The organism is Streptomyces sp. NPDC002845 (genome assembly GCF_053591955.1).
In genome coordinates, this window is record NZ_JBSFUU010000018.1 from 73,075 (window position 1) to 88,360 (window position 15,286).

Annotated in this window: 14 protein-coding genes; 1 reads left to right on the forward strand and 13 read right to left on the reverse strand. The window is 72.1% G+C overall.

Annotated features, from left to right (window positions below; genetic code table 11):
- Positions 1–11: 11 nt before the first annotated feature.
- A complete protein-coding gene (locus tag ACWD3C_RS15585) occupies positions 12–518 on the reverse strand; it encodes a phage holin family protein (protein WP_451144072.1) in 507 nt (168 codons plus the stop codon).
- A 158-nt stretch (positions 519–676) separates the two neighbouring features.
- On the opposite strand from ACWD3C_RS15585, the gene ACWD3C_RS15590 reads away from it, so the two are divergent.
- Positions 677–1,030: a VOC family protein gene (locus ACWD3C_RS15590; protein WP_451144074.1), complete on the forward strand. Its 354-nt coding sequence runs from the start codon at positions 677–679 to the stop codon at positions 1,028–1,030.
- A gap of 38 nt (positions 1,031–1,068) precedes the next feature.
- On the opposite strand, the gene ACWD3C_RS15595 is transcribed toward ACWD3C_RS15590, so the two are convergent.
- The 12 genes from ACWD3C_RS15595 to ACWD3C_RS15650 all read right to left on the reverse strand — a co-directional run bounded on the left by ACWD3C_RS15595 (position 1,069) and on the right by ACWD3C_RS15650 (position 15,279).
- Positions 1,069–1,476: a DUF5709 domain-containing protein gene (locus tag ACWD3C_RS15595; protein ID WP_451144076.1), complete on the reverse strand. Its 408-nt coding sequence runs from the start codon at positions 1,474–1,476 to the stop codon at positions 1,069–1,071.
- Positions 1,477–1,589: 113 nt separating this feature from the next.
- On the reverse strand, positions 1,590–2,498 hold the full coding sequence (locus tag ACWD3C_RS15600) for an arginase family protein (RefSeq protein ID WP_451144078.1): 909 nt from the start codon (positions 2,496–2,498) through the stop codon (positions 1,590–1,592).
- Positions 2,499–2,503: 5 nt separating this feature from the next.
- A complete protein-coding gene (locus ACWD3C_RS15605) occupies positions 2,504–3,121 on the reverse strand; it encodes a GNAT family N-acetyltransferase (RefSeq protein ID WP_451144080.1) in 618 nt (205 codons plus the stop codon).
- A 54-nt stretch (positions 3,122–3,175) separates the two neighbouring features.
- On the reverse strand, positions 3,176–3,424 hold the full coding sequence (locus ACWD3C_RS15610) for a DUF1049 domain-containing protein (protein WP_451144082.1): 249 nt from the start codon (positions 3,422–3,424) through the stop codon (positions 3,176–3,178).
- 127 nt (positions 3,425–3,551) lie between these two features.
- Positions 3,552–4,487 carry a S66 peptidase family protein gene (locus ACWD3C_RS15615; protein WP_451144084.1) on the reverse strand — a complete coding sequence of 312 codons (936 nt, stop codon included), beginning with the start codon at positions 4,485–4,487 and terminating at the stop codon, positions 3,552–3,554.
- Positions 4,488–4,522: 35 nt separating this feature from the next.
- On the reverse strand, positions 4,523–6,505 hold the full coding sequence (locus ACWD3C_RS15620; RefSeq protein WP_451144086.1) for a prolyl oligopeptidase family serine peptidase: 1,983 nt from the start codon (positions 6,503–6,505) through the stop codon (positions 4,523–4,525).
- Between the two features lie 40 nt (positions 6,506–6,545).
- Positions 6,546–7,859: a M20/M25/M40 family metallo-hydrolase gene (locus tag ACWD3C_RS15625; protein ID WP_451144088.1), complete on the reverse strand. Its 1,314-nt coding sequence runs from the start codon at positions 7,857–7,859 to the stop codon at positions 6,546–6,548.
- The gene (locus tag ACWD3C_RS15630; protein ID WP_451144090.1) at positions 7,852–8,685 is read right to left on the reverse strand and encodes a M55 family metallopeptidase; all 834 of its coding nucleotides are present in this window, start codon (positions 8,683–8,685) and stop codon (positions 7,852–7,854) included. The genes ACWD3C_RS15625 and ACWD3C_RS15630 overlap by 8 nt, the downstream gene beginning before the upstream one ends.
- 102 nt (positions 8,686–8,787) lie before the next feature.
- Entirely contained in the window at positions 8,788–9,513 is a 726-nt protein-coding gene (locus tag ACWD3C_RS15635) for a class I SAM-dependent methyltransferase (RefSeq protein WP_451144092.1), read from the reverse strand.
- Between the two features lie 164 nt (positions 9,514–9,677).
- Positions 9,678–12,152, reverse strand: a complete 2,475-nt coding sequence (locus ACWD3C_RS15640; protein WP_451144094.1) for a SpoIIE family protein phosphatase — start codon at positions 12,150–12,152, stop codon at positions 9,678–9,680.
- Between the two features lie 161 nt (positions 12,153–12,313).
- The gene (locus ACWD3C_RS15645; protein WP_451144096.1) at positions 12,314–14,683 is read right to left on the reverse strand and encodes an MFS transporter; all 2,370 of its coding nucleotides are present in this window, start codon (positions 14,681–14,683) and stop codon (positions 12,314–12,316) included.
- Between the two features lie 152 nt (positions 14,684–14,835).
- Positions 14,836–15,279, reverse strand: coding sequence for an SRPBCC family protein (locus ACWD3C_RS15650; RefSeq protein WP_451144098.1), 444 nt, complete (start codon positions 15,277–15,279; stop codon positions 14,836–14,838).
- Between the last annotated feature and the right edge of the window lie 7 nt (positions 15,280–15,286).

The following is a 15,286-nucleotide window of genomic DNA, read 5'->3' on the forward strand; positions in this document are numbered from 1 at the left end:
GGTCATCGTCATCACGCCCGGTGGTGGGGTGCCTCGGGGTCGACCTCCTGCTGGGGCGGGCCGCCGCCGGGCGGCGTGGTCGGCATCGGCGGGTACGCCTGGCCGCGGTGTCCGCCCGGGGCCCCTGTGGGCGCGGTGCCGCCGACGACACGGTCATCGCCGCGGTCGCGGCCTTCGGCCGTCTCGGGCGCGATCTCGGCCTGACGCTCGGGCGTCGGCCGGGACGCGGACGGACGAGCCGCGCCGCGCAGGACGTACGCCGCCACGCCGAGTACCGCGGCGGTGATCAGCGCGGCGGCCCAGTCGGGCAGGCCCAGAGCGAGCGCCAGGCCGAAGGCGAGCGCCAGCGCGGCGCCCGCGTAGAGGGCGACGGCGCCGGACGCGGCGTACAGCGCGGCCGTGCGGCGCTGCCTGCGCGTCTGCTCGCGCAGTTCGTCGCGCACGGTCTCACGGGCCACCTGCGCCAGCTCGTCGACCAGGTGCGGGTCCAGATGTTCCAGGTGATCCAAGCGCTTCATGGCGGCCGGGTACCCCCGCCCCCGTGCCCGTAACGCATCGAAGGCGGTGACCAGGCCGTCGAGGACCGCATCGGGACCGCATCGAGGAGGGGCGGCCGGCGTACGGGATCCGTCCGAAACGATCTCTTTCCCGCCCGGCCCCAACTAGGCTCGTCCGCATGGAAATTCTGGGAGCCACGCTGCGCATCTGCGTCGACGACCTGGACAGGACGGTCCCCTTCTACGAACGGCTCGCGGGCGGCCCGGCGCTGCGCTTCGAGCGCGGCGGTGTCCAAGTGGCCGCCGTCGGCTGCTTTCTGCTGATGAGCGGCCCCGAGTCGGAGCTGGAGATCCTGCGCAAGGTTTCGGCCACCATCGCCGTCAAGGACGTCGTCGAGGCCCATAGGGTGCTCACCGACTCCGGTGCCCATGTCATCGCGGGCCCGGTCGAGACACCCGCGGGGCGCAACCTGATCGCGATGCACCCGGACGGCACGATCTACGAGTACGTGGACCGCGGCGCGGGCGAATAGCGGCGAGCGAGAGGGACGGACCCGGGGGCCGGCCGACGTCACGTCAACTGATCGTCCCCGAAGTCCTCTTCATCGCGTACACGTATCGCGTCCTCCTCCGCGGCCAGTCCGCTCGTCGCCCCCTCCTGGGAGTAGACATCCTGTTCGCGCGGCAGATCGGGATCGGGTTCGTCGTACAGCAGCCCGGCCGGCTCCTCGGGTGGGCCGGACCGGGCATCCGGGTCGGTCTCGGGCTCCTCGTCGGCCAGCCGCTCGTCCAGCGACTCGTGTTCGATCACCTCGTTCACGGTGGTGTCCCGCTCCTCGGCGATCGTCGGCTCGTCCCCGGCCACGGGCAGTTGCTGGGGGTCGCTCGACCGTTGCTGGCCGGGCGTCCCGTCCTGCAGGTCCGGCATGCCCTCGTCCTCGGGGTCGGCCCCGGGATCGTGCGGCCTGCTGCTGGTCACCGCGTCCACCTCCTTCCGTACGGACGGAGTGCTTGTCGTACGACGGAGTACTTCTGGTACGTCGGAGTACGTCCTGTGCGTACGCGGGAGACGAGTGCCCAGCGTGCGGCGGCTCAGTCGGCGACGGTCCCAGTGAACGCCGACACGATCACGTCCGTGAGCAGCGCCCCCGCCGTGCCGTCCGGGTCGAGGTCCGGGTCGTAGATGGTGACGTTGAGGCCCACGCAGTGCGGCGAGCGCACCAACGGGCCCAGCAACGCGGTCAGTTCGTCGGGCAGCAGCCCGTCGCGGTCGGGGCTGTCGACGGCGGGCATCACGGACGGGTCGAGCACATCGGCGTCGAGGTGCACCCAGAAGCCGGCCGGCGCCGGGATCTCCAGGCTCTGCACGGTGACGCGCGCGAGGTCGGCCGGCTGCCACTCGCGCAGCTCGCCGACGGTCACCACGGGGATCTTCAGGGCGGCGAGCTCGGCCCGGTCGGCCTCGTAGTGGTCCCGGATGCCGAAGAGCCGTACGTCCTCGTCGCGCAGATAGGGCCTCAGCCCCTCCAGGTTCGTCAGGTCCTCCTGCCCGCGCCCGGTGGCGAGGGCGAGTTCCTCCCCGCCGGCCGCCCCGATCCGGTCGGAGTTGCCCGGATGCCGGAAATCGGCGCTGGCGTCGATGGCGACCAGCCCGTACCGCCCCCTGCGCCGCAGCGCGAGCGAGGCGCCGAGCTGGATGGAGCAGTCCCCGCCGAGCACGACGGGCAGGTCACCGGCGCGGACGTGGTGCTCGATCCGGTCGGCGAGCCTGAGGGTGTACGAGGCGATCGCGGCCGCGTTGAAGACCCCGTCGCCCTCCTGCCAGTCCCCCCGGTCGTAGCGCGGCGGGACCACGACCCCGCCCTCCAGAGCGCCGAGCCGCCGCACGATCCGCTGCTCGCGCAAGGCTCCGGCCAGCTTGTAGCAGCCGGGCACGGTGCCGGGGGCGGGCGGGCGCAGGCCCAGGTTGGAGGGGGCGTCCACGACGACGACGTTCCGCATGGGGCTCATCCTCGTCCACCGGCAGACCGGTGGGAAGAACTCCTCGAACGGGCCGTCTCGCGGGCCATCTCCGCGGTGATCGCCCAGCGCTCATGGTCCCGCCACGCCCCGTCGATGAACAGGAAGTCCGGCGAGAACCCCTCCAGCCGGAACCCGCACCGCCGGGCCAGCGCGATGGACGCGGCGTTGCCCGGCTGCACATTGATCTCCAGCCGGTGCAGTCCCATCACCGTGAACGCGTACCGGACGACGAGCCCGAGCCCCTCACCCATCAACCCGCGCCCGGCGGCGTGCGCGAAGGCCCCGTACCCGAGGGCCCCGCACTGAAAGGCCCCCTTGACGATGTTGTTGATGTTGATGAACCCGGCGATGCTCCCTCCGTCCCCTTGAGAGCCCTTCCCACCGCCCTTCTCACAGACGAGAAACCCGGCCCTCGTCGGATCCTCGATGAGCCGCCCCGCGTACGCGGCGTACGTGTCGGCCCGGTCCGGCGGGTACAGCCACGGGTGGTGCAGGTCCTTGCTCTCCCGCACGCGTGCGATGAACTCGGCACCGTCGTCGTGGGTGAAGTGCCGTATACCCACACGGGGGCCTTCAACGAGGTGGCGAACGTTCTCAGGCATCCGCCCACGGTACGTCTGCGAAGGCGCCGCCCGCCGTCCGATGGGCACCCCGCCTCACCTCCGCCGCTTGGTGAAGTACGCCCCGCACACCGCCCCGATCACCCCCATGCCCAGCAGGGCCGGCCACAGCGGCATGATGACCTCGGGGATCAGCAGCCGGATCTTGGTGTGCCGCGTGTTCTCGAAGATGAACACCAGGGCCAGCACGACGATCACGGCCACGGCGATCCGGCCGGGCATCACCACGCCGCCCCGCCTGTTGCCCCCGCTCACCTCGGCGCTGTCCGCTTCCTTCGCGCTCATACGGTCAGGATCGGCCGAGGTGTGCGGGGAACGCACAGCGAGGGGTTCCTTCGGGTGACGGGCGGGCAGGGGGCGGGTAGAAGGCTCAGCCCACCGGACCCGCCGCCGTACCGGCCGGTGACTGTGGCTACACGAGTGCGGGCTCGTCCAGGGTCAGCGTGCCCGCCTCCGCGTCCAGTGCGGCCCCGACCCCGAACGGGATCGTCAGGGCGCCTTCCCCGTGCCCGAATCCCAGCTCCTCCACGATCGGCACCCCGAGCCCGCCGAACCGGTCGACGAGCATCGCGCGCACATGGTCGTAGGGGTCGCACTCGGCCCACGAGCCGAGGACGATCCCACTGACCCCGTCGAGCCAGCCGGCCCGGAGGAGCTGGGTGAGGTACCGGTCGAGCCGGTAGGTCGCCTCGCCGACGTCCTCCAGGCAGAGCAGCCCGCCGCGCGCGGAGGCCCTGGCGTGCGGGGTGCCCAGGTCCGCCGCGAGCAGGCTCAGGCAGCCGCCGAGCAGCACGCCCGTGGCCCGCCCCGGCACCAGCGCGGCCGCCCCGTCGGAGGTGATCGTCCGTACCGACTCCGGTGCGAAGAGCGTGGCCCTCAGATGCTCCTGGGCGCGTGCGTTCTTGAGGAAGTCGACGCTCGCCACCATCGGCCCGTGCAGGGTGACCAGCCCCGCGCGGACCGCGAACGCCTCGTGCAGCGCGGTGATGTCGCTGTAGCCGAGGAACACCTTGGGACCCGCGGCCCGGATCGCCTCCCAGTCGAGCAGGTCGATCATCCGCTGCACCCCGTAGCCGCCGCGGGCGCACAGCACCGCGTCGACGTCGGGGTCGCACCAGGCGGCCTGGAAGTCGGCGGCCCGGTCGGCGTCCGTGCCCGCGAGGTACTCGAACTCGGGGTGCCGGTCGAGGACATGGGGCGCCACGACGGGGTCGAGTTCCCAGCCGCGCAGGATGTCGAGCCCGGGGCCGAGCCGCTCCTCGGGGACCGGTCCGCTGGGGGCGACGACGGCCACGCGGGCGCCCGGGGCGAGGCGGGCGGGCCTGGTCAGGGGGGTGGCTCTGGCCAAGGTGGTGGGTCTGGCCGGGGAGGTGCCGGGTGATGTCACTTGGTGAGCTCCAGGGTGGGGATGCCGGGTGGGTGCAGTCCGAAGACCTGTGCGTAGAGGGAGAGTTCGGACTCCAGCACCCGGATCAGCGTCTCGGCCCGCCGGAATCCATGACCCTCCCCCTCGAACGCGATGTACGCGTGCGGCACCCGTCGTCCCTCAATCCGGGCCAGAAATCGTTCGCACTGCGCGGGCGGGCAGATCACGTCGTCCAGACCCTGGAGCAGCAGGAAGGGCACGGTGATCCGGTCGGCGTGCTCGGTGGGCGACCGCTCCGCGTACCGCCCCGGCACCTCGGCGAGCGGCCCGACCAACGACTCCAGGTACTGGGACTCGAAGTCGTGGGTCTCCCCCGACCCCCAGGTCGTGAGGTCGAGCAGCGGATAGAGGATGGTTCCGCAGGCGTAGACATCGGTCGTGGTGAGGGACACGGCCGAGGTCCAGCCACCGGCGCTGCCGCCCCGGACGGCGAGCCGGTCGCGGTCGGCGGTGCCCTCGTCGGCGAGGGCGAGCGCCACGGCGGCGCAGTCCTCGACGTCCACCACGCCCCATTGCTCGCGCAGCCGGTTGCGGTACGCCCGCCCGTACCCGGCCGAACCGCCGTAGTTGACCTCGGCGACGCCGATGCCGCGCGAGGTGAAGTAGGCGATCGCCAGGTCGAGGACCAGGGGCGCGCGGCCTGTGGGTCCTCCGTGCACCCAGACCACGTACGGCGGCAGTTCGGTGCCGGGCGCGACGTGGCCGGGGTGGTGCGGCGGGTAGATGTGCGCATGGATCTCGCGCCCGGCGGGCCCGTGGAAGGTGCGGATCTGCGGCTCCGGGTAGTACGCGGGGTCCACCGGATCGTCGTGTGCGGCACCGATCACGCGCGCGTGGCCGGTCCGGGTGTCCAGCTCGATCACCTCGGCGGCGCTGCGCGGACTGGCCCCGACACCGATGACCCGGCTCCCGCGCGTGGCGAGCATCGGCGCGAACTCGGTCCATGGACCCGCCACGTCCACGACCTGCCCCGTCTCGGGGTCGAGGATGCCGAGCACGCCGGCGCCCCGCCCGTGCAGGACGGCGATCGGCCCGCCCTCCAGCGGCGCGAACCACCGCGACCCGACCCGCCACAGCGGCCCGCCGAACTCCTCTTCCCGGCGGCACAGCGCCGTCGTACCGCCGTCATGGCCGATCCGGTACAGGTTCCACCAGCCCGTGCGGTCGCTTGAGTACACGAGCGTGCCGTCGGCCGCCCATTCGGCCTGGGCGACGGACTCCTCGGGGCCGCCCGCCACGGTGCGGGGTTCCCGCAGCGTGCCGTCATCTGTTATGTCGGCAAGGATCAGCTCCGTGCCGTCCCAGGGCATCCGCGGATGGTCCCAGGCGAGCCAGGCCGCCTGCCTGCCATCGGGCGAGAGCCGGGGTCCGGTGACGAACCGGTGCCGCTCCTCGGTCAGTTCGCGTACGGCGTCCCGGTCCTGTGCGGCCGAGCCGTCCAGGGGGACTGCGGCGAGGACCCGTCGTACGTCCGTGGGCCCGTCACCGGTGAACTCCTCCAGCACGCACCACACTTCGCCCCGGTCGAGGCGTACCTGCGGCTCCGCCCAGCGCAGCCCGCCGCCCACCGGCGACACGGGGGTGAGCGGCAGCGGCTCGCCCGTCCCTTCGTACCGGTAGAGCCGCTGGTCGGCGAAGTTCACGAACACCACCAGGGGTCCGGCGTCCCGCATGGTCCCGGTCCAGGGCTGTCCGCCGTACTCCATGACCCGGCTGCGCACGTTCCACGGAGCGGGCAGCACCGGTTCCTCGGTGCCGTCGGCCCGCCGCCGGACCAGGGTCCGCCGACCGCCCTCGCTGGGCCGCGGCTCCGTCCACCAGGCCTCCTCACCGACGAAGCCCACGAAGTCGGGATTGCCTTCGTGCGCGGCGGCGAGCGCGGCGTCGATGGGCGAGGGCCATGAACCGTATGGCAGGGTCTGCACGCTGTTGTCCCCCATTTTCGTTCCCCTGACTTCCGTTTCCCTGATTTCCGTTTCCCTAGGCCGTCCGCAGGAAGCGGTCGAGGACACGGACGCCGAAGTGGAGCGCCTCGACCGGCACGCGCTCGTCGACGCCGTGGAACATCGCCGCGTAGTCGTAGCCCTCGGAAAGCCTCAGCGGTGTGAACCCGTACCCGGTGATGCCCAGGCGTGAGAACTGCTTGGCGTCCGTGCCGCCCGACATGCTGAACGGCACCACATGCCCCTCGGGCGCGAACTCCTCGACGGCGGCGCGCATCTTCGCGTACGTCACCGAGTCCACCGGCGCCTGGAGGGCCACCTCGCGGTGGTGGAACTCCCACTCCACGTCGGGTCCGGTGAGCCGGTCGAGGGTCTCGCGGAACTCGTCCTCCCCGCCGGGCAGATATCTGCCGTCCACGTAGGCGACGGCCTCCCCGGGGATCACATTGACCTTGTAACCGGCCTCCAGCATGGTCGGGTTGGCGCTGCTCCGCACGGTCGGCTCGACCAGGGCTGCGGCGGGGCCGAGCTTGTCCATCAGCCCGTCCACGTCGTCGAGGTCGGCCTCGATGCCGTACAGGGCGGCGAGTTCGGTGAGCGCCGCGCGCACGGTCGGAGTGAGCCGTACGGGCCACTGATGGGCGCCGATCCTGGCGATGGCCTCCGCCAGACGGGTCACCGCGTTGGCGCGGTTCACCTTGGAGCCGTGGCCGGCCCTCCCGCGCGCGGTCAGCTTGAGCCAGCCGGTGCCACGCTCACCCGCCGCGATCGGGTAGATCTGCCGTCCACCGCCGTCGTGGAAGGTGAACGCCCCCGATTCGCTGATGCCTTCGGTGCACCCCTCGAATAGCCCGGCGTGCTCGTCGGCGAGGAACCCGGAGCCGTCCTCCGCGCTCGCCTCCTCGTCGGCGGTGAACGCGATGACGATGTCCCGCCGGGGCCGGGCGCCGAGCCGGGCCCACTGCCGTACGACCGCGAGGATCATCGCGTCCATGTTCTTCATGTCGACCGCGCCGCGCCCCCACACGACGCCGTCGCGGATCTCCCCGGAGAACGGGTGCACGCTCCAGTCGTCGGCCCGCGCGGGCACCACGTCGAGATGCCCGTGCAGGAGCAGCGCGTCGGCCGAGGGGTCGGTGCCCTCGAAGCGCGCGACGACGTTCGTCCGGCCCTTCGTGCGCTCCAGCAGGGTGGTCTCCAGGCCCGCCCCGGCCAGGCGCTCGGCGGCGTACTCGGCGGCCGGCCGCTCCTGGCAGTCCCCGCCGCCGCGGTTTGTCGTGTCGATACGGATGAGGTCGGACGTGAACTCGACGACCTCGTCCAGTGCCTGCTGCTCCATGGGCTCAGCCATACTGCTCCTCCGTCGCGGCCGAGACGATCGTGGTGACCGCCTTGAAGGTGCGAATTCCCTCGTACATGGTCGGGCTGGTGTACGCCACCTTGCGCTCCCCGATACGCGCCACTCCGGGCACGACGGTGGCCGCCATCCCCAGGTGCTCGGCGTCGAACTCCAGTGCCACGGTGAACGGCCCGCCGTCGACCGGTTCGTGCCGTACGGCCAGCGCGGCCGCCTCCTTGGCCGCGGCGCGAATGTCGGCGGCGGTCCTGGCCGGTGTGCGGCACACCGCCGCGTACCGCGACACATGGTCCTTGACGGCGACCTTCAGTGCCTCCGGCGCATACCCGAGCGCGTCCTCGCAGGCCACGTCATCGCCGGTGACCAGCACGACCGGCACCCCGTACTCGGCGACGACATGCGCGTTCAGCAGGCCCTCGCCGGCCCGTACGTCGTTCAGCCACACACCGGTGATGGAGTTCGCGAGGTATGTGTGCGCGAGGACGCCCTCCATGCCCGCGCCCGCGTGGTAGCCGACGAACGCGATACCGTCCACGTCCCCGTGCTGCACGCCCTCCACCATGGACAGCGACTTGTGGCGCCCGGTGAGCATCTGCGCCCGCTCGTCGAGCCGCTCCAGCAGCAGGTTGCGCATGCTCCAGTGCGCCTCGTTGATCAGCACCTCGTCGGCGCCGCCGTCGAAGAAGCCGAGCACGGCGGCGTTCACGTCCGAGGTGAACATCGAACGGCACCGCTCCCATTGCGGTGTGCCCGGCAGCACGTCGGCCGGCCAGGTCACGCCTGTGGCGCCCTCCATGTCGGCGCTGATGAGGATCTTCATGACTCGAACCGTACGCGCTTGTGACGATCCGTGACCAGGCCTGTGGATAACTCTCACCGGTCCAGACCACCGACGCACACGGACTCCGGCTGAGCCGCAGGTCTACGCCGTGCGGCCCGCCACCAACCACTTCGACGGCAGCTCGATGCGCATGCCGTCGGCCGTGTGCTCGGTGGTGGCGAGCGGCAGTTCACCGCTCGCGAGGATGGTGAGGCCGGCGGCCCGGAGGTACTCGGGCACGGCGTCGTCGGCGACCTCGCCGGGGGCGATGCCGTGGCGGAAGACGGGAGCCAGCTTCGCCGGTGGTCCGCCGGGGCTCTGGGCGAGGCCCATGAGCACCGGGCGGGCGGCTTCGGCGAGTTCGACGAGGAGGGCGCGGCCGCGGGCGCCGACGAGGGCGGCGAGGCCGTCGATCATGGACTGCCGGTCGTCGGGCTCGCACTGGTGGAGTACGCCCCGCATGTAGACGTTGGCGTCGCCGAACTCGGCGTGCAGTGCCTCGGCCTCGGTCTTCTCGGCCGCGTCGAGCAGCCGGTAGACGGCCTGGCCCGCGGGGTCGGCGTGCCGGGCGTGGTCGAGGGCCGCGGCCGACAGATCGGCGCCGACGACGCGGGCGAAGCGGTCGGCCAGGTAGCGGGTCTGCGTGCCGTTGCCGCAGCCGAGGTCCACGACGGGCAGGCCGGGGTCCGTCAGGTGCGGTTCGAAGAGGGCGAGGTGGACGCCCACGGTCACCGCGGGCTCGGCGTCCCAGAACACGGCTCCTTGTTCGTCGGGGGCCTCACTCCAGAAGCCCTCCCAGGCTTCCCGGTACCGACTCGTCACGCTCATGCCCACCACTCCCCAGGGTGCGACCGGAACCCGCCGGTCGGGGCGGGCCTGAATGGTCTATCGCGCCCGGCGTGACGGAACAAGCACGCGGCGCTTTCCTTCACGGCTCATTCGACAGGCGTACGCCGTTGAGCGCCCCGTCGGCACCGCGGGAGTCGGTCACCTCAGCGGCGCGGCAACGTCAGTTCGAACCACACGGTCTTGCCCGCGCTCGTCCGGCTCGCGCCCCACTCCCGTGCCAGCGTGCTCACCACCCGCATCCCGCGCCCGAACTCGTCGCCGGGCCCCGCGCTGAGCAGCGTCGGCAGGGTGGGGTCGTCGTCATCGGCCTCGCACAGCAGTGTCTCGCCGCGAACCAGCCGCAGTTCGATCCGACGGGTGCGCGCGTGCCGTACGGCATTGGAGACCAGCTCACTGACCAGCGACTCGGCGGTGTCCGCGAGGGAATTCAGCCCCCAGACGTGCAGTTGTTCACGGACGGCGGCGCGGGCCCGGCCGGCCTCGGCCGGGTCGAGGGCGAACCGCCACTCGGCGACGTCCTCGGGCTCGATGCCGCTGAGCCGGGCCATCAGCAGGGCCACGTCGTCCTTGCGTCCGCCGCGGCCCGCTTCTGAAAATGTCACAGCGAGGGCGCGGATGATGGTGTCGCAGGCGTCGTCCATGGAGGCGGCGGGGTGGGCGGCGGACTCGCAGAGCGTGGCGAGGCCGACGCCGATGTCCTCGCCGCGCACCTCGACGAGTCCGTCGGTGCACATCACGAGCCGGTCGCCGGGCCGCACGCGCACGCGTGCCGCCTCGAACGGCACGCCGCCGACGCCGATGGGCGCGCCCGTGGGCAGGTCGAGCAGTTCGCTGCGGCCGTCCTCGGCGCGCACCACCACGGGCGGGATGTGGCCCGCGTTGGCGAGGTGCAGTTCGCTCGCGATCGGGTCGTAGACGGCGTACAGGCAGGTCGCGAGGTAGTGCTCGCCGAGCCGCTGGGCGAGGTCGTCGAGGTTGCGCAGCAGTTGCGCGGGCGGCAGGTCCAGGGCGGCCATGGTCTGCACGGCCGTGCGCAACTGGCCCATCATCGCGGCCGAGTTGAGGCCGTGGCCCATGACGTCGCCCACGACCAGGGCGGTGCGGGCGCCGGGCAGCTTCACCGAGTCGAACCAGTCACCGCCGACGCGGCCGAGCAGCGTGCCCGGGAGGTAGCGGGTGGCGATGTCGCAGCCCGTGGTGCGCGGGGCGATGTGCGGCAGCATGCTGTCCTGGAGGGTCTCGGCGACGCTCTCCTGGTACGTGTACATGCGCGCGTTGTCGAGCACGAGGCCCGCGCGGGCGGCGAGTTCGGCTCCGGTGGCGCGGTCCATGTCGTTGAACTCGGCGCGCTCCGGGTGGCGCAGCAGGATCATGAAGCCGAGCACCACGTTGCGTGCCTTCAGTGGCACGACCAGCATGGAGCGGTTGGTGATCAGCGGGCGGATGTCGCGCTTCTCGAACTGTGCGGCGATCGTGTGGCCCATCTGCTCGCTGATGCGCGGGACGAGGACGGGTTCGCCGGTGGTCATGCACTGGAAGAACGGCGTGTGCGCGGGGAACGGCATGGCCTCGCCGACCGGCACGACGTCGTCCCAGCGGCCCGGTTCGTCCGTGTGCTCCAGGGCCACCCGGTGCCACATGGTGGTCGTGTCGGGCACCCCTTCGGGGAAGCCCTCACCGGCGACGACCTGTTCGCGCAGGTAAGTACCGGCCACGTCCGTGAAGCGCGGGACGACGGCCTTGCTGACCTCGATGATGGTCTGCGCCAGGTCGAGGGAGGTGCCGATGCGTCCGCTGACCTCGTTGAGGAACTCCAGCCGTTCGCGTACGGCCGCGTGTTCGAGGTCGTCCGCCTCCTCCCGCAGGTCCTCCGGCAGGGGCTCACCGGTGGCGAGGGCCCGGGCGGCCCGCTCCCGGCGCGCCTTGCGCTCGATCCGGCGCGGAACGCCCCAGTCCGGGGTGACGGGCACCCGGTCGTTCTGGCTGAACTCCAGGATGGGATAGCCCAGTTCGAGGACCTGCGCGACGATGCGGGCGCTCTCGCCGACGCTCATGCTGGGCATGATCTCGGGGAGTCTGCGGGCCAGTTCGTCGGCGCCGGGGAAGTCGGTGTGGAGCGCGAAACCAGGGGCGATGCGCTCGAAGACGGCGCTCTCGCCCTCCTGCCGCATCGCGTCGGCGTCGGCGGCGAGCACGAGCAGCCGCTCACGTCCGGGTCCGACCAGCGGGTACGCCCACCACAGGACGTCAGCCCGGTCCTGCTCGGCCACGGTCAGCCGGGCCCGCCCGGCGGCCGGGTAGGAGAGTCCGCCGTCGAGGGAGGACTCCAGGCCGGGGCCGAGGCCGTCGTAGGCGGCGTACGACCCGTAGGGCGCCGTCCCGTCCTCATCGGGCAGGGCACCGGACACGGGCAGCAGATCCATGGCGGGGCGGCCCACCGCGTCCTCCTTGGCGGCGCCGAACAGCCGCCGCGCACCGGTGCTCCAGTGCGACACGAGCCCGTCGCGGTCGACCACCACCACGGCCAGGGGGACACGACCGGCGGGGGCGTGCTCCCCCACCGCATCGTTCCCAGCTCCGCGGCTGGAAGGCGTGACCATCTCTCCGCCACGGTCCATGGCCCAGGCCCTCTCTCCCCACGGCTGCTCAAGATCTGCTCCGCACCCACTACCGTACGGCTACGGTACGGCGGCAACCGGTCGCGATGTGTGGCAATACACGAATTCGCCCCCGTGGGGCGCCTCCGGCGCGCAAATCACCGCGCGCGCCCCTCGCATACCTAGTCCTCGTGGCCCAGTTGCAGGTCACGTTCGGTCCTGCCGCCCCCGGCGACCTTGAGCACGGTGGCGACGGGCGGGTACCCCGACGCGACGACCGTGTACTCGCCGGAGGACAGGTCGACGAACCGGAACGTTCCGTCGATCTTGGTGGTGAGCGTGTCGACGACGTTGCCCGCGGCGTCGAGGAGGGTGACCCGGGCGTCCTCGACGGAACGTCCGTCCCCGGTGCGGACCGTGCCCCTGAGGACGGCTCCGCCCGCGAGCTCGATGTCCTGGCGGGTCTCGCGGGCGGCCTGCACGGTGACGGGGACCGCGGCCGGGCGGTGGGCATGGGCGCTGGCGGCGAGGGTGTACTCCCCGGCCACCAGCTCGGTGATGACGTAACCCCCTTCACCCCCGCAGCGGGTGGTGGCGACGACCTCCCCGTGGGCGTTGGTGAGCGTGACCGTGGCCTCCGGCACCGGGGTGCCGTCCGCCGTGAGCACGGTTCCGGCGAGGCGGCCCGCGCCGCCCAGGACGATGTCCAGCTCGACCGGGCGCTCGTCGGCGGTCACCCCGACGGCCTGCGGCTGGTGGCCGCCCGCCGCCGCGATCAGGACGTACGAGCCCGTCCCGGGCGTGGACAGCGCGTACCGTCCGTCCTCGCCGCTGGCGCCCCGCCCGATCTGCTGTCCCCCGGCATCGATGAGGGTGAGCGCGGCCCGGGGCACGACGGTGCCGTCGCGGTGCCGCACCGTGCCGCAGACGGGGACCCCGGGGGTGTGCGGCGCACGCGCCTGCGGGATCCGGGCGGCGGGGGGTGCGGGCTCGGCGGGGGCGTTGTGGGGGGCTGCGCCGTTCAACAGGGGGGTCTCCTTGAGGAAGAGGGCTGCGATCAGACCGAGGACGAGCACCGGCACGAGGGAGAGGAAGACCCGCGGCATGGCGTCGGCGTACGCCCGGATGTAGCCGTCGCGCAGTTCGGCGGGCAGGGCGTGGACGAGCTGCGGGGTGAGGGACCCGGGATCGGGCAGGACGGCCCCCGCGCGCGTGGGAAGGCGTTCGGCGAGCCGGCCCATGAAGAGCGTCCCGAAGACCGCGACTCCGACGCTGCCGCCGATCTGCCGGACGTAGTTGCTCGTACTGGTGGCCGTGCCGAGGTCCTCGGGACGTACCGAGTTCTGCACGGCGAGGATCAGCACCGGCATCACCATGCCGATGCCCGCGCCGAGGACGGCCATCCAGAGGCTGTAGTGCAGCCGGGGCGTGTCGGCGTCGAGGCGGGACAGCAGCCACATGCCGACGGCGGAGAGGGCGCTGCCGAGGATGGGGTACGTCCTGTAGTGCCCGGTGTGGCTGATGAGCTGTCCGGAGAGGACCGACGCGCCGACGATGCCGGCCATCATCGGGAGCATCAGCAGCCCCGACTCGGTGGCGGTGGCCCCGTCGGCCATCTGCAGGAAGGTCGGCAGATAGCCGGCGGCTCCGAAGAGCGCGGCGCCGATGGCCAGGCCCACCAGGCCGGTGATGATGAAGACGGGGTCCCTGAACAGGCGCAGGGGGATGAGCGGTTCGGCCGCGTGGCGCTCGGCGACGAGGAACAGCACGGCCGAGGCGACCGCTCCCGCGCCGAGCCCCAGGACGACGCGGGAGTCCCAGGCGTACTCCGTGCCGCCCCAACTGGTCAGCAGTACCAGGCAGGTCGAGGCCGCCGCGAGCAGCAGCGAGCCCAGGATGTCGAAGCGCGCCCTGGCGGCCGGCTTCGGGAGCTTCAGTGCGACGGTGACCACGGCCAGGGTGATCAGCCCGAAGGGCACGTTGATGTAGAAGCACCACCTCCAGGAGAGGTGGTCCGTGAGGTAGCCGCCCAGGAGGGGGCCGGCGACGGAGGCGAGGCCGAAGGCGGCGCCGATCAGGCCCATGAAGCGGCCGCGTTCGCGGGCGGGCACGATGTCCGCGATGATCGCCTGCACACCGATCAGGAGGCCGCCCGCGCCGACGCCCTGGAGCGCGCGGAAGGCGATGAGCTGGTCCATGGTGCGCGACCAGCCGGCCAGCGCCGAGCCGGCGACGAAGACGACGATCGCGAACTGGAAGACGCCCTTGCGGCCGTACAGGTCGCCGAACTTGCCGTACACGGGCAGTCCGACGGTGGCGGTGAGCAGGTAGGCGGTGATCGCCCAGGACATCCTGTCCAGGCCGTGCAGTTCACCGACGATCTCCGGCAGCGCGGTGGCCACGATCATCTGCTCCAGCGCGGCGAGGAGCAGGGCGAGCAGGAGCCCGAGGAAGACCAACCGCACCCGGCGCGGGCCGAGTCGGGGGTGGGCGGGCCCGGGTGGTGCGGGCGTGGTGGCCGGTTCGTCCCGCACCAGAGTGGTCCCGCTCATGTGCCGCTCCCCTCGTCGCACTTACCGCGCAATTCCCGCAGTAAGCGGCAACTGCCGACAAGTGCGACGAGTTACGGCGTCACGCGGGGCGCCGCGGAGATCCACTCGAATCGGTGAGGGTGACAACGCGCCCCGGGGAGTTGCCCTTTGGGCTACTTCTCGACCTCGGTGGCGAGGTTGGCGAGCAGGGTGTCGTAGATCCGGGCGAGGCCCTTGGGGGCGAAGGTCTTCTCGAAGAAGCCGCCGATGCCGCCGGCGCCGTTCCAGACGGTGGTCACGACGACGCGGGACTGGCCCTCGCCTGCCGGGGTGACACGCCAGGTGGTGACCATGGAGGAGTTGCGGTCCTTCTCGACGAGCTCGCCGTCGGTGGGCTCGGTCACCTCCAGGAGGCAGTCGCGGACGCGCTTGCTGGTGGCCTGGAGCTTCCAGTGGACGAGGGTGCCCTCGCCGTCGCCGCCCTCGCGCACCTCGTACTCGCTGAAGTGCTCGGGCAGCACCTTCTGGCGGGCGCCGCTGTAGTCGGCCAGGGTGTCGAACACCTTCTCCGCGTCCGCCGCGACGACTCGCTCCGTGGTGGCCTCTACCTGCGCCATGGCACTC

What these genes read in the sequence shown, in the direction of transcription:
- ACWD3C_RS15630 (WP_451144090.1), bottom strand. Translation starts at nt 8,685, where the DNA reads ATGAAGATCCTCATCAGCGCCGACATGGAGGGCGCCACAGGCGTGACC.
- ACWD3C_RS15645 (WP_451144096.1), bottom strand. Translation starts at nt 14,683, where the DNA reads ATGAGCGGGACCACTCTGGTGCGGGACGAACCGGCCACCACGCCCGCA.
- ACWD3C_RS15650 (WP_451144098.1), bottom strand. Translation starts at nt 15,279, where the DNA reads ATGGCGCAGGTAGAGGCCACCACGGAGCGAGTCGTCGCGGCGGACGCG.
- ACWD3C_RS15640 (WP_451144094.1), bottom strand. Translation starts at nt 12,152, where the DNA reads ATGGACCGTGGCGGAGAGATGGTCACGCCTTCCAGCCGCGGAGCTGGG.
- ACWD3C_RS15585 (WP_451144072.1), bottom strand. Translation starts at nt 518, where the DNA reads ATGAAGCGCTTGGATCACCTGGAACATCTGGACCCGCACCTGGTCGAC.
- ACWD3C_RS15605 (WP_451144080.1), bottom strand. Translation starts at nt 3,121, where the DNA reads ATGCCTGAGAACGTTCGCCACCTCGTTGAAGGCCCCCGTGTGGGTATA.
- ACWD3C_RS15625 (WP_451144088.1), bottom strand. Translation starts at nt 7,859, where the DNA reads ATGGCTGAGCCCATGGAGCAGCAGGCACTGGACGAGGTCGTCGAGTTC.
- ACWD3C_RS15610 (WP_451144082.1), bottom strand. Translation starts at nt 3,424, where the DNA reads ATGAGCGCGAAGGAAGCGGACAGCGCCGAGGTGAGCGGGGGCAACAGG.
- ACWD3C_RS15620 (WP_451144086.1), bottom strand. Translation starts at nt 6,505, where the DNA reads ATGGGGGACAACAGCGTGCAGACCCTGCCATACGGTTCATGGCCCTCG.
- ACWD3C_RS15635 (WP_451144092.1), bottom strand. Translation starts at nt 9,513, where the DNA reads ATGAGCGTGACGAGTCGGTACCGGGAAGCCTGGGAGGGCTTCTGGAGT.
- ACWD3C_RS15590 (WP_451144074.1), top strand. Translation starts at nt 677, where the DNA reads ATGGAAATTCTGGGAGCCACGCTGCGCATCTGCGTCGACGACCTGGAC.
- ACWD3C_RS15600 (WP_451144078.1), bottom strand. Translation starts at nt 2,498, where the DNA reads ATGCGGAACGTCGTCGTCGTGGACGCCCCCTCCAACCTGGGCCTGCGC.